Source organism: Streptomyces sp. NPDC021100, from assembly GCF_044333095.1.
Classification (GTDB): Bacteria; Actinomycetota; Actinomycetes; order Streptomycetales; family Streptomycetaceae; genus Streptomyces.
In genome coordinates this window covers 55,723-67,840 of the sequence record NZ_JBIRQH010000008.1, presented here as the reverse complement: position 1 = coordinate 67,840, position 12,118 = coordinate 55,723, and the positions used below count along the sequence as shown (strand labels likewise).

At 74.9% G+C, this 12,118-nt stretch carries 10 protein-coding genes; 7 read left to right on the top strand and 3 right to left on the bottom strand.

The genetic code is table 11. The annotated features are described in order from the left end of the window. The first annotated feature begins 81 nt into the window (after nucleotides 1-81). Nucleotides 82-1,467: a cystathionine beta-synthase gene (locus ACH4PU_RS17195; RefSeq protein ID WP_398272291.1), complete on the top strand. Its 1,386-nt coding sequence runs from the start codon at nucleotides 82-84 to the stop codon at nucleotides 1,465-1,467. Nucleotides 1,468-1,965: 498 nt separating this feature from the next. Here ACH4PU_RS17195 and ACH4PU_RS17190 read toward each other — a convergent pair whose 3' ends face one another. Then, nucleotides 1,966-2,397 (bottom strand): hypothetical protein, encoded by a 432-nt coding sequence (locus ACH4PU_RS17190; RefSeq protein ID WP_398272289.1) that lies wholly within the window; start codon nucleotides 2,395-2,397, stop codon nucleotides 1,966-1,968. 101 nt (nucleotides 2,398-2,498) lie between these two features. On the opposite strand from ACH4PU_RS17190, the gene ACH4PU_RS17185 reads away from it, so the two are divergent. Both ACH4PU_RS17185 and ACH4PU_RS17180 read left to right on the top strand, forming a co-directional pair. Then, entirely contained in the window at nucleotides 2,499-3,890 is a 1,392-nt protein-coding gene (locus ACH4PU_RS17185; RefSeq protein WP_398272287.1) for an acyl-CoA synthetase, read from the top strand. Between the two features lie 88 nt (nucleotides 3,891-3,978). Next, nucleotides 3,979-4,830, top strand: coding sequence for a MurR/RpiR family transcriptional regulator (locus ACH4PU_RS17180; protein ID WP_398272284.1), 852 nt, complete (start codon nucleotides 3,979-3,981; stop codon nucleotides 4,828-4,830). 7 nt (nucleotides 4,831-4,837) lie between these two features. Here ACH4PU_RS17180 and ACH4PU_RS17175 read toward each other — a convergent pair whose 3' ends face one another. Continuing rightward, nucleotides 4,838-4,984, bottom strand: coding sequence for a hypothetical protein (locus ACH4PU_RS17175; protein WP_398272282.1), 147 nt, complete (start codon nucleotides 4,982-4,984; stop codon nucleotides 4,838-4,840). 463 nt (nucleotides 4,985-5,447) lie between these two features. On the opposite strand from ACH4PU_RS17175, the gene ACH4PU_RS17170 reads away from it, so the two are divergent. Continuing rightward, complete coding sequence (locus tag ACH4PU_RS17170; protein ID WP_398272279.1) at nucleotides 5,448-6,050, top strand: hypothetical protein; 603 nt, start codon at nucleotides 5,448-5,450, stop codon at nucleotides 6,048-6,050. On the opposite strand, the gene ACH4PU_RS17165 is transcribed toward ACH4PU_RS17170, so the two are convergent. Then, nucleotides 6,034-7,398: a diaminopimelate decarboxylase gene (locus tag ACH4PU_RS17165; RefSeq protein WP_398272278.1), complete on the bottom strand. Its 1,365-nt coding sequence runs from the start codon at nucleotides 7,396-7,398 to the stop codon at nucleotides 6,034-6,036. The two genes, ACH4PU_RS17170 and ACH4PU_RS17165, sit on opposite strands and share 17 nt — an antisense overlap. Nucleotides 7,399-7,552: 154 nt before the next feature. On the opposite strand from ACH4PU_RS17165, the gene hutU reads away from it, so the two are divergent. The 3 genes from hutU (at nucleotide 7,553) to ACH4PU_RS17150 (ending at nucleotide 11,909) form a co-directional block, all read left to right on the top strand. Next, nucleotides 7,553-9,214 (top strand): urocanate hydratase, encoded by a 1,662-nt coding sequence (hutU, locus tag ACH4PU_RS17160; RefSeq protein WP_398272276.1) that lies wholly within the window; start codon nucleotides 7,553-7,555, stop codon nucleotides 9,212-9,214. A 170-nt stretch (nucleotides 9,215-9,384) separates the two neighbouring features. Beyond that, nucleotides 9,385-10,572 carry an allantoate amidohydrolase gene (locus ACH4PU_RS17155; protein ID WP_398272273.1) on the top strand — a complete coding sequence of 396 codons (1,188 nt, stop codon included), beginning with the start codon at nucleotides 9,385-9,387 and terminating at the stop codon, nucleotides 10,570-10,572. Beyond that, nucleotides 10,563-11,909, top strand: coding sequence for a formimidoylglutamate deiminase (locus ACH4PU_RS17150; RefSeq protein ID WP_398272271.1), 1,347 nt, complete (start codon nucleotides 10,563-10,565; stop codon nucleotides 11,907-11,909). Before ACH4PU_RS17155 ends, ACH4PU_RS17150 begins: the two co-directional genes overlap by 10 nt. The last annotated feature ends 209 nt before the right edge of the window (nucleotides 11,910-12,118 follow it).

Below are 12,118 nucleotides of genomic sequence, written 5' to 3'. Positions count from 1 at the left end.
ACTCGGCCCTCGAATCGTCCGAATAGGCTGGTTGTACGGGCACGCGACGAACCGCTAGTGCCCCCGACCGCGGAGACCACCGTGCAGTATCACGATTCGATGATCGAGCTCATCGGGAACACCCCCCTCGTGAAGCTCAACAGCGTGACCGAGGGCATCAAGGCGACCGTGCTGGCCAAGGTCGAGTACTTCAACCCCGGCGGTTCGGTGAAGGACCGCATTGCCGTGCGGATGATCGAGGCCGCGGAGAAGTCCGGTGACCTGAAGCCGGGCGGCACCATCGTCGAGCCGACGTCGGGCAACACGGGCGTGGGCCTCGCGATGGTGGCCCAGCAGAAGGGCTACAAGTGCGTCTTCGTCTGCCCGGACAAGGTGTCCCAGGACAAGATCAACGTGCTGCGGGCCTACGGTGCCGAGGTCGTCGTCTGCCCCACCGCCGTCGACCCGGAGCACCCGGACTCGTACTACAACGTGTCCGACCGGCTGGTCCGTGAGATCCCCAACGCCTGGAAGCCCGACCAGTACAGCAACCAGAACAACCCGCTGTCGCACTACCACTCCACCGGTCCCGAGGTGTGGGAGCAGACCGAAGGCAAGATCACGCACTTCGTCGCGGGCGTCGGCACCGGCGGCACGATCAGCGGCACCGGCCGGTACCTGAAGGAGGTCAGCGGCGGCAAGGTCAAGGTCGTCGGCTCGGACCCCGAGGGCTCCGTCTACAGCGGCGGCTCCGGCCGCCCGTACCTGATCGAGGGCGTCGGCGAGGACTTCTGGCCGACCGCCTACGACGGCACGGTCACCGACGAGATCATCGCGGTCTCCGACAAGGACGCCTTCCAGATGACCCGCCGCCTCGCCCGCGAGGAGGGGCTGCTGGTCGGCGGCTCCTGCGGCATGGCGGTCGTCAGCGCGCTGCGCCTGGCGGAGCGGCTGACCGAGGACGACGTGGTGGTCGTCCTGCTGCCGGACAGCGGCCGCGGTTACCTCAGCAAGATCTTCAACGACGAGTGGATGGCGGACTACGGCTTCCTGGAGGAGCCGGGCGACGCCGCCCGCGTCGGCCACGTGCTGCGGCGCAAGGACGGCGGCCTGCCCTCGCTGGTGCACATGCACCCCGAGGAGACCGTCGGCGAGGCGATCGAGGTGCTGCGCGAGTACGGCGTCTCGCAGATGCCGATCGTCAAGCCGGGCGCCGGCCACCCGGACGTGATGGCCGCCGAGGTCATCGGCTCGGTCGTGGAACGGGAGCTGCTGGACGCCCTGTTCACCCAGCGCGCGTCGCTCTCCGACCCGCTGGAGAAGCACATGAGCGCGCCGCTGCCGCAGGTCGGCTCCGGCGAGCCGGTCGGCGACCTGATGGCCGTGCTGGGCACGGCGGACGCGGCGATCGTGCTGGTCGACGGCAAGCCGACCGGTGTGGTGAGCCGTCAGGACCTGCTGGCGTTCCTGGCGGAGGGCAGCAAGTAGTCCGCGGCCCGGGTCGGGGCCGGCCGACGGCCGGTGGAGCCCGTCGGAACCGGTGGGAGCCGGGCCGGCGGGCTCCGTCGTGCTCCGGCCGTTCGGGGTCGCGCTCCGGGCCGTCAGGGGGCGTGCACCGGGCCGTCAAGGGTCGCGCTCCGGCCGTTCGGGAGCCGTCAACGCCCGCGCCCGTCCCGTAAAAGGAACGTATGTGTCACGCGACGGCAGCACGGACTTAACACGGCCCCGCCACACTGGAGGCGTGCCGCAGGGGCGGAAGCGCCCCGGGCGGCACATCGGTGCGACGGCGGGACTTCCGGAGCGGCTCCCGGACTCCACGGCCGTCCGGACGCGGTGACCGGCGCCCTACGGCCCGGGCCGCGTCCCCGCGGGGGACCGCCGCCGTCCCGGCCCCGGGCTCGGCCCGGGGTGCGGCGGCCCCCGCGCAGTCCTTCCCCCGGGTCACCCGTGGCCCGTCAGTCCTTCCCCTGGGTCACCCGCGGCCCGTCAGTCCCACTCCGAGCCGTCGCGGCCCTGGTTCCGCTGCCACGGGAACGCCCGCAGCATGTGCACCGCGTTGACCCCCACGATCCCGGCCCAGGTCACCAGCAGCCCGGCCAGCCCGGCGCTGCCCACGCCGATCGCGGACAGCGGGATCGCCAGCACCAGCGTCACCGTCGCGAAGCCGAACCGCTCGCCGAAGGTGCCGAACTCGCCGCCCGCGCCGGGCTTCCCGCCGCGTGCGGCCGTCATCTGCTGCTCGGCGGCCTGGCGGCGCAGCCGGCGCGCCACCGCGCCGTCGAGCTTGTCCTCCACCTTCTCCAGGAAGGAGTCGACGAGCTCCGCCTCGTAGTCGGCGCCCAGCTCCTTGCGGGCCTGGAGGGACGCGTCGAGGTCCTTCTTGAGGTCGGGCTTCAGGTCAGGGTCGTGGCCGGTCATGGCGACAACGGTACGGTCGGCCCGTGGCCCCCGTCGGTGGGGGCAGCACCAGTATCCGCAGTGGGGCCGCCCCCGGGGCGGCTCCGTGGAAGGAGCAGCCCGTGACAGCCGCCCTCCTGTCGTCCCTCACCGACGGCGACACCGCCGACCGGCCGGACGCCCTCTCCTTCGCCGGACGGACCCTCTCCCGCGAGGACCTGCTCGGCGCCGCGGGGGCCGTGGCGCACCGGATCGCCGGCGCGGCCTGCGTCGCCGTCCGCGCGACGGCGACGGCCGAGACGGCCGTCGCGGTCGTCGGCGGACTGCTCGCCGGCGTGCCCGTGGTGCCGCTGCCGCCGGACGCCGGACCCGTCGAACGACGGCACATCCTGCGCGACTCCGGCGCCGAACTCGTCCTCGGCGGGGAGGCGGAGGACGGCGACGGCGACGTCGCGTCCGTCCCCGTCGACATCCGGGAACGGGCCGACCACCCGGAGCGGACGGCGGACCCGGACCGTCCGGCGCTGATCCTCTACACCTCCGGCACCACCGGCGCCCCCAAGGGCGTGCTGATACCGCACGACGCGATCACGGCCTGCCTCGACGGGCTCGCCGACGTCTGGCAGTGGACGGCGGAGGACACCCTGGTCCACGGGCTGCCGCTGTTCCACGTGCACGGGCTCGTGCTCGGCGTGCTGGGCGCGCTGCGCACCGGCTGCCGGCTGGTCCACACCGGGCGGCCGACCCCCGAGGCGTACGCGGCGGCGGACGGCAGCCTGTACTTCGGCGTGCCGACGGTGTGGTCCCGCGTCGTCGGCGCGCCCGACGCGGCCCGGCGGCTGGCCGGGGCGCGGCTGCTGGTCTCCGGCAGCGCCGCGCTGCCCGCACCGGTCTTCCGCGAGCTGGAGGCGCTGACCGGACAGCGGCCCGTCGAGCGGTACGGCATGACGGAGACGCTGATCACCGTCGCCGCGCGGGCGGACGGGGAGCGGGTGCCCGGACGCGTCGGCGTGCCGCTGCCGGGGACGCGCACCCGGATCGCGGCCGTCGAGGACGGCGGCGGCATCGGCGAACTGGAGGTGTCCGGTCCCACCCTCTTCTCCGGCTACCTCGGCCGCCCCGAGGACACGGCCCGCGCCCACACCGCGGACGGCTGGTTCCGCACCGGCGACATCGCCGCGCTGGACCCCGACGGCACCCACCGCATCGTCGGCCGCGCCTCCACGGATCTCATCAAGTCGGGCGGGTACCGCATCGGCGCCGGCGAGGTGGAGAACGCGCTGCTCGACCACCCGGCGGTGGCCGAGGCGGCCGTCGTCGGGCTGCCGCACGACGACCTCGGCCAGGAGATCGTCGCGTATGTGGTGGCGGAGGGCGTGACGGAGCAGGCGCTGATCGACTTCGTGGCCGGTGAGTTGTCGGTGCACAAGCGGCCGCGCCGGGTCCGGTTCCTGGAGGCGTTGCCGCGCAACGCGATGGGCAAGCCGCAGAAGAAGCTGCTGGAGGGTCTGTAGGGGCGCCGGCCCCGGCCGGTGGCTGCATAATTCCATGCAGAGCCCGGGTCCGGTGAATGGCCCGGGGTGAACGGGAGAGGAAGAGCGGATGACGGAGACCGGCGCGGCACCGGAGGCCACCGCACGGCTGCAGAAGCTCTTCGAAGGGCACCGGCTGACGCCCACCCAGCGCCGCATCGCCCACTGCATGGTGCGCCGGGCCGCCGACGCGCCCTTCCTCTCCAGCGTGGAACTGGCCGAACTCGCCGGGGTGAGCCAGCCGTCCGTGACCCGCTTCGCCGTGGCCCTCGGCTTCGACGGGTACCCGGCGCTCCGCCGCCACCTCCGGGAGGCGGTCCCGGCGGCGCCGGAGACGGCACCGGCCATGGAGAACGCGTACCAGCAGGCGGTCCACGCCGAGATCGACAACCTGCGGCACCTCGCCTCGCTGCTCGCCGACCCCGAGCCCGTCGCCCGCGCCGGGCGGCTGCTGGCCGCGTCCCGCCCGCTGCCGGTGCTGGGCCTGCGCGCCGCCGGCGCCCAGGCCGCCGGCTTCACCTACTTCGCCCGCAAGGTGCACCCCGACGTCCGGCTGCTCGACGAGGGCGGCAGCCTCCTCGTCGACTGCCTCGACGCGGCGGTACGGGCCGGGGCGAGCGTCCTGCTGTGCTTCGCGCTGCCCCGCCACCCGCGCGAGGTCGTCGAGGCGCTGGAGTACGCGCGGGGCGCGGGCCTCACCGTCGTCACCGTCGCCGACTCCACCTTCGCCCCCGTGGCCCGCCACAGCGACCTCCTGCTGCCCGCCGCCGTGGGCACCGGCCTGGTCTTCGACACCGCCTGCGCGCCGATGCTGCTGGGACGGGTGCTCCTGGAGGCGATGTGCGACGCGCTGCCCGACGCGCAGGCGCGGCTGGAGGAGTTCGACGCCAAGGCGGCGGTGCGGGGGCTTTTCGTGGAGTGACGCGGGGTCAGCGTGCCTGTGTGCTCGCGGCCTTCTGATGCGCGTGCGCGCTCGCCTCCGTCGCCGACCCCAGCAGGCTCATCAGCCCTGTCAGCACCAGCGCCACCGCCGCGACCGCTGCGCGTCGCCTCAATCCCCGCTTGTCGACCGGCATTCCGGGTTCCTCCGCTCGTTGTCCGTCCGTCCACCCCCGTGCGCTGCTCTGACGGTAGCGGGGGTGGGGGCGTGTGCACGTCATACTCGGGCGCTCGGTGCGGGGTGATACCGGGGTATGACGTCGCTGTCATCGTTCGGTCATGTGGGGTGCCCCGGTCCCGCCCTTTCGCCGTTTCCGCGGGAGGGCCCGCGCCCCGGCATCGCGGCTTCGCCGCGAGGTCCTCAAACGCCGGACGGGCTGGGCGGTCGCGCCCGGGCGCACTATTCAGCCCGTCCGGCGTTTTAGGACGAGCGGCGCAGCCGCGACAAGCGGGGTCTGGGGCGCAGCCCCCAGGAATCGGCGAAGGGGCGGGACCGGGGCACCAGCCCGCCGCAGGCGCCCCCGCCCACCATCCTCAGCTTCTCCTCAGATTCGCCCGCTACCCTGCCCGCGGAATTCAGCCGATGTGAGGAGGTTTCCGATGGGACGTGGACACTGCGCGCTGGCCCGCGTAGCGGTGATCGTGCGAGCACCAGCCGCTCCCCTGTGGTGGCTCGGCCTGCTGGCGGCCGGCATCGGCGCCGCCCTCCCCGGCCTCACCGGCCGCCGCATCGGCCTGCTCGCCGGAGCGGCCCTCTTCCTGGCGACCGCCACCGTCGCGTTCACGGCCCGCCGCAAGCGCTACGCGCACCTCGCGGGCGCCGCCTCGCGGGCGGGCAAGGCGGTGTACCTGCAAGACCGCGCCGTGACCGTACGCGGCTGGCGCCGCGGCCGCCGCTGGTGGCTCGCACTCGCCTTCCCGGCCGCCGTCGCCTCCTCCCTCGCGGCCCCCGGCGCCGCCGGCCTGGCGATGGCCGGACTGGGCGCGGGCCTGTGGGCGAAGGCCCAGTGGCTGGGCGGGCTGGAGCGCCGGACGGAGGCGCTGCTGTGGGTGCGTACGGAGTGGGCGAAGGGCAGCCCGGCCGGCAAGCAGGTCCGCGGCTATCTGACCACCGGCCTCGCGGCGGGCGACGCCGCCCCGGGCGGCGCCCGCCGTCCCCGGCACCCCGCCGGCCGGACGGCGGCGGTCAGCGCAGCCCGCTGAGCGCCCCCGCGTGCGCGCCCCCGCTCTCGGCGACGAGCTCGTCGAGGGTCTGCGCCGCACGGACGGGCGCGAACCGCACCCCGTCCGCCGTACCCGCCCAGCCGTACACCCCCGGCCGGGGCAGCGCGTTGTAGCCGAAGGGCGTGGAGAAGTAGTACGCGCCGGTGTCGAGCAGGGCGACGTGGTCGCCGGTCTCCAGCGGCGGCAGCGCCCGGTCCACGGCCACCAGGTCGCCCGCGAAGCAGCAGGGCCCGGCGACGTCCTGGGCCACCGGCGCGCCCGTCTTCGGCAGCCCCCGGGCGTCGTACGCGGCCACCCGCAGCGGCCAGGCGTCCGGCGCGAACACCGTCCGGGTCGCCACCTGGGCGCCCGCGTGCGTCACGGCGATCCGGCGGCCCCCGGCGGACTTGGCGTACTCCACCCGGGCCAGCACCAGGCCGTGCTTGGCCGTCAGCGACCGGCCGAACTCGGTGACCAGCCCGTACCGCCCGTCGAACAGCCCCGGCACGGTCGCGGCGAGCAGCCGGGCGTAGTCGTGGTGGCTCGGAGTCTCCTCGTCGGAGGCGAAGTTGACGGGGAGGCCGCCGCCGATGTCCAGGGTGTCGACCTGCTGCCGCCCGGCGAGCCCGTTGATCTCCTCGGCCAGCTCGTAGACGATGCGCGCGCCCTCCGCGAGCAGCTCCGGCGGGCAGCCCTGCGAGCCGACGTGGCCGTGCAGCCGGGTCAGCCAGGGGCGGTCCGCGTACGCCCGCAGCAGCCAGGCGCGGGCGCCCGGGTCGCGCAGCGCCACGCCGAACTTCGAGCTCTCCGTGGCGGTGCTCATCGCGCCGATGCTGCCCCCGCCGACCTGCGGGTTGACCCGGACGCCCAGCGGGGCGGCGGGCGGCCCGTCGGCCGCCACCAGGGCGTCGAGACGGGCGAGTTCGGCCCGGCTGTCGACGTTGACGGCGACGCCGAGCGCCAGTGCCTCGCGCAGCTCGGCGGGCGTCTTGGCGGGGGAGTCGAGGACGATGCGGCCGGGCGGCACGCCGGCGGCGCGGGCCAGGGCCAGCTCGCCGGGGCTGGCCGCCTCGCAGCCCAGCCCCTCGTCGGCGAGCAGCCGCAGCACCGGCACCAGGGAGGCGGCCTTGACCGCGAAGGCGTGCAGTACGCCCTGCCCGCCGCCGGTGCGGACCTCGTCGAACGCCGCGCGCAGGGCCGCCGCCGACCTTCGTATCCCGGCCACGTCCAGCAGCCCGGCCACCGGGTGCCCCTCGTCCACCAGTCCCCGCGCCACCGCCGCCCGGACGGCGGCGTCCCGCCGCTCCGCCGGGCCGGGCTCCGGCCGACCGTTCCCCTTCAGGCCCACGCTCCTACTTCACCACCGGACCCGGTGGAGCGCCACGGCGCGAAGGGGCCCGCCGACCTGTTGACTAGAGGTATTCACCGGCCCAGTATGTGCAGAAGTTCTATTCAAAAAAGGCCGGCGTCCGTCGAGGCCGGGAGTCAGGGAGGCAGGGCCCATGTCAGGACCGCGACCCGTGCGAGCGCCGCGAGGCACCGAGCTCAGCGCCCTGGGCTGGCAGCAGGAGGCCGCCCTGCGCATGCTCCAGAACAACCTCGACCCCGAGGTCGCCGAGCACCCCGACAAGCTCGTCGTCTACGGCGGCACCGGAAAGGCCGCCCGCGACTGGCGCTCCTTCGACGCCATGGTCCGCACGCTGCGGACGCTCAAGCAGGACGAGACCATGCTCGTCCAGTCGGGCCGTCCGGTCGGCGTGATGCAGACGCACGAGTGGGCGCCGCGCGTCCTGATCGCCAACTCCAACCTGGTCGGCGACTGGGCGAACTGGGAGGAGTTCCGCCGCTTGGAGGCCCTCGGCCTCACCATGTACGGGCAGATGACCGCCGGTTCGTGGATCTACATCGGCACCCAGGGCATCCTCCAGGGCACCTACGAGACCTTCGCGGCGGTGGCGGCGAAGAAGTTCGGCGGCACCCTCGCCGGGACGATCACCCTCACCGCCGGCCTCGGCGGCATGGGCGGCGCCCAGCCGCTCGCCGTCACCATGAACGACGGCGTCGCGATCTGCATCGACTGCGACCCGCGTGCCATCGACCGCCGCATCGAGCACCGCTACCTCGACGTGAAGGCCGACTCCGTCGACCACGCGCTCCGGCTGGCCGTCGAGGCCCGCGACGCCCGCCGACCGCTGTCCATCGGCGTCCTCGGCAACGCGGCCGAGCTCGTCCCGCAGCTCCTCGCGATGGGCGCGCCCATCGACATCGTCACCGACCAGACCTCCGCCCACGACCCGCTCGCCTACCTGCCGACCGGCATCGCCTTCGAGGACATGGCCGACGCCGCCGCCAAGGACCCGGCCGGCTTCACCACGCGCGCCCGCGAGTCCATGGCGAAGCACGTCGAGGCCATGGTCGGCTTCCAGGACGCCGGCGCCGAGGTCTTCGACTACGGCAACTCCATCCGCGGCGAGGCCCAGCTCGCCGGCTACGACCGGGCGTTCGCCTTCCCCGGCTTCGTCCCCGCCTACATCCGGCCGCTGTTCTGCGAGGGCAAGGGCCCCTTCCGCTGGGCGGCCCTCTCCGGCGACCCCGCCGACATCGCCCGCACCGACAAGGCGATCCTCGACCTCTTCCCCGAGAACGAGTCCCTGGCCCGCTGGATCAAGATGGCCGGGGAACGCGTCCACTACCAGGGGCTGCCCGCCCGCATCTGCTGGCTCGGCTACGGCGAGCGCGACCGGGCCGGCGAGCGCTTCAACGACATGGTGGCGAGCGGCGAACTGTCCGCCCCCGTCGTCATCGGCCGCGACCACCTCGACTGCGGCTCCGTCGCCTCGCCCTACCGCGAGACGGAGGCCATGCTCGACGGCTCCGACGCGATCGCCGACTGGCCGCTGCTCAACGCCATGGTCAACGTCGCCTCCGGCGCCTCCTGGGTCTCCCTCCACCACGGCGGCGGCGTCGGCATGGGCCGCTCCATCCACGCGGGCCAGGTGACGGTCGCCGACGGCACGCCGCTCGCGGGCGAGAAGATCCGCCGGGTGCTGACGAACGACCCGGGGATGGGCGTCATCCGGCATGTGGACGCTGGGTACGACATCGCCGAGTCGGTGGCCGAGGACCGCGGGGTCCGCGTGCCGATGCGCGAGGGTGACGCGTGACCCATTCAGCCCGTCTGGGGGCACCCCCTCTGGGGGAGTTTGAGGACAATCGCGCGGAGCGCGGTTTCGGGGGTGCGGGGACGGAGCCCCCGCAAGAAACGGGACGTGGGGGTGCCCCCTCCGGGGGAGGGGCGGGGAACCAGCCCGCCGCGGGCGCGAGCTTCCACGAGATGTGGCGCGACCTCGCCCCCATCGGCCGGAACCCCGAGAGCGGCGGCTACCGCCGCCACGCCTGGACCGGCGCCGACACCGACTGCCGCGCGTGGTTCACGGCGCAGGCGGAGAGCCGCGGCCTGACCTACGAGGTCGACCGCAACGGCAACCAGTGGGCCTGGCTCGGCGACCCCACCGCGGGCGACGCCGTCGTCACCGGCTCCCACCTCGACTCCGTCCCCGACGGCGGCGCCTTCGACGGCCCCCTCGGCGTCGTGTCGTCCTTCGCCGCGCTCGACGGGCTCCGCGCGCGCGGCGCCGCGCCCACCCGCCCCCTCGCCGTCGTCAACTTCGGCGACGAGGAGGGCGCCCGGTTCGGCGTCGCCTGCGTCGGCTCCCGGCTCGCCGCCGGCACGCTGACCCCCGAGGCCGCGCACGCGCTGCGCGGCGCCGACGGCGTCGGCCTGCCGCAGGCGATGGAACGGGCCGGGTACGACCCGGAGGCCATCGGCCCCGACCCCGAACGCCTCGCCCGCATCGGCGCGTTCGTCGAGCTGCACGTCGAGCAGGGCCGCGCGCTCGCCGAGACGCCGCACCCCGTCGGCGTCGCCTCCGCGATCTGGCCGCACGGCCGCTGGCGGTTCGACTTCCACGGCGAGGCCAACCACGCGGGCACCACGCGCATCGAGGACCGCAGGGACCCGATGCTCACCTACGCCAACACCGTGCTGGCCGCCCGCAAGAAGGCGCGCCTCGCCGGCGCCCTCGCCACCTTCGGCAAGGTCGCCGTCGAGCCCAACGGCGTCAACGCCATCGCGTCCCTCGTCCGCGGCTGGCTCGACTCGCGGGCCGCCGACGAGGCCACCCTGGCCGAGGTCGTCGCCGCCATCGAGCAGGCCGCCGTCGAACGCGGCCTCCGCGACGGCGTGGACGTCCGCGTCACCCGCGAGTCGTTCACCCCCGTCGTCGAGTTCGCCCACGGCCTCCGCGACGAGCTCTCCGGACTGCTCGGCGGCGTGCCCGTGCTCCCCACGGGCGCGGGACACGACGCCGGGATCCTCTCCGCCGCCGTCCCCACCGCCATGCTGTTCGTACGCAACCCCACCGGCGTCTCGCACTCGCCGGCCGAGACGGCCACTGAGGACGACTGCCTGGCCGGGGTGACCGCACTCACCGACGTACTGGAGGGCCTCGCGTGCCGGTGACCACCACCTACTGGGCGGAACACGCCTGGCTCGGCACCCGTGTCGAACCCGGCGTGGCCATCGACGCCGACCCGGCCGACGGCCGGATCACGGCCGTGCGCACCGAGGTGACGGCACCCCCGCCCGGGGCGGTGACCCTGCGCGGGCTCACCCTCCCGGGCCTGGCCAACGCCCACAGCCACGCCTTCCACCGGGCCCTGCGGGGCGCCGTCCAGATCGGCTCCGGCACCTTCTGGACCTGGCGCGACACCATGTACGGCGTCTCCGACAAGCTCACCCCCGATCGCTACTTCGCGCTCGCCCGCGCCACCTACGCCGAGATGGCCCTCGCCGGCGTCACCTGCGTCGGCGAGTTCCACTACCTCCACCACGCGCCCGGCGGCTCCCGCTACGACGACCCCAACGCCATGGGCGAGGCGCTGCTCGCCGCCGCCGCCGAAGCCGGCATCCGCATCACCCTCCTCGACACCGCCTACCTCTCCGCCGGCTTCGGCGAACCGCCCAACCGGCACCAGCTCCGCTTCTCCGACGGCACGGCCGACGCCTGGGCCGAACGCGCCGACGCCCTCAAGGGGTGCGGGCACGCCCGGATCGGCGCGGCCGTGCACTCCGTGCGCGCCGTGCCCGCCGACCAGCTGGCCACCGTCGCCGCCTGGGCCGCCGACCGCGCGGCCCCGCTGCACGTCCACCTCTCCGAGCAGACCGCCGAGAACGACGCCTGCCGCGCCGCGCACGGCGTGACGCCCACCCGGCTCCTCAGCGAGCACGGCGTCCTCGGCCCGCGCACCACGGCCGTGCACGCCACGCACCTCACCGGCGAGGACATCGCCCTGCTCGGCGGCTCCTCCACCGGCACCTGCATGTGCCCCACCACCGAACGCGACCTCGCCGACGGCATCGGCCCCGCCGCCGCCCTCCAGCGGGCCGGCTCCCCGCTCTCCCTGGGCAGCGACAGCCACGCCGTCATCGACCTCCTCGAAGAGGCGCGCGCGATGGAGCTCGACGAGCGCCTGCGCACCCGCACCCGGGGCCACTGGACGGCCGCCGCCCTGCTGCGCGCCGCCACCGCCGACGGGCACGCCGCCCTCGGCTGGTCCGACGCCGGCCGCATCGTGCCCGGCGCCCTCGCCGACCTCACGACCGTCGCGCTGGACTCCGTCCGCACGGCAGGCCCGCACCCGCGGCTGGGCGCCGAGACGGCCGTATTCGCGGCGACCAACGCGGACGTACGGCACACCGTCGTCGGCGGACGGCACGTCGTACGGGACGGTGTGCACCTGCTCGTGGGGGATGTGGCGGACGCCCTGGCCGGCTCCATCGCGGCCCTGCGCTCCTGAACCGGTCGGGCCCGGTGGGCCCGCCCGGTCCGCCGGGGCCGGTAGGTTCGGCGGAGCGGCTGGTCCCGGCCCGCGAGCGTCCGTCCCCGGGTCGCCGGGAAGGGGAATCGAGCGAGAAGCCGGACGCGGCCGCCGCCGGGCCCCGGGTCGGCAAGCCCGTCCGAATGCCCGCCGGGATCCCCGACCGGAAGCCCGACCACATCCCCTGC

Coding starts and splice junctions, on each gene's coding strand:
- ACH4PU_RS17190 (WP_398272289.1), bottom strand. CDS start 2,397: ATGACCGGCCACGACCCTGACCTGAAGCCCGACCTCAAGAAGGACCTC.
- ACH4PU_RS17180 (WP_398272284.1), top strand. CDS start 3,979: ATGACGGAGACCGGCGCGGCACCGGAGGCCACCGCACGGCTGCAGAAG.
- ACH4PU_RS17175 (WP_398272282.1), bottom strand. CDS start 4,984: ATGCCGGTCGACAAGCGGGGATTGAGGCGACGCGCAGCGGTCGCGGCG.
- ACH4PU_RS17170 (WP_398272279.1), top strand. CDS start 5,448: ATGGGACGTGGACACTGCGCGCTGGCCCGCGTAGCGGTGATCGTGCGA.
- hutU (WP_398272276.1), top strand. CDS start 7,553: ATGTCAGGACCGCGACCCGTGCGAGCGCCGCGAGGCACCGAGCTCAGC.
- ACH4PU_RS17155 (WP_398272273.1), top strand. CDS start 9,385: ATGTGGCGCGACCTCGCCCCCATCGGCCGGAACCCCGAGAGCGGCGGC.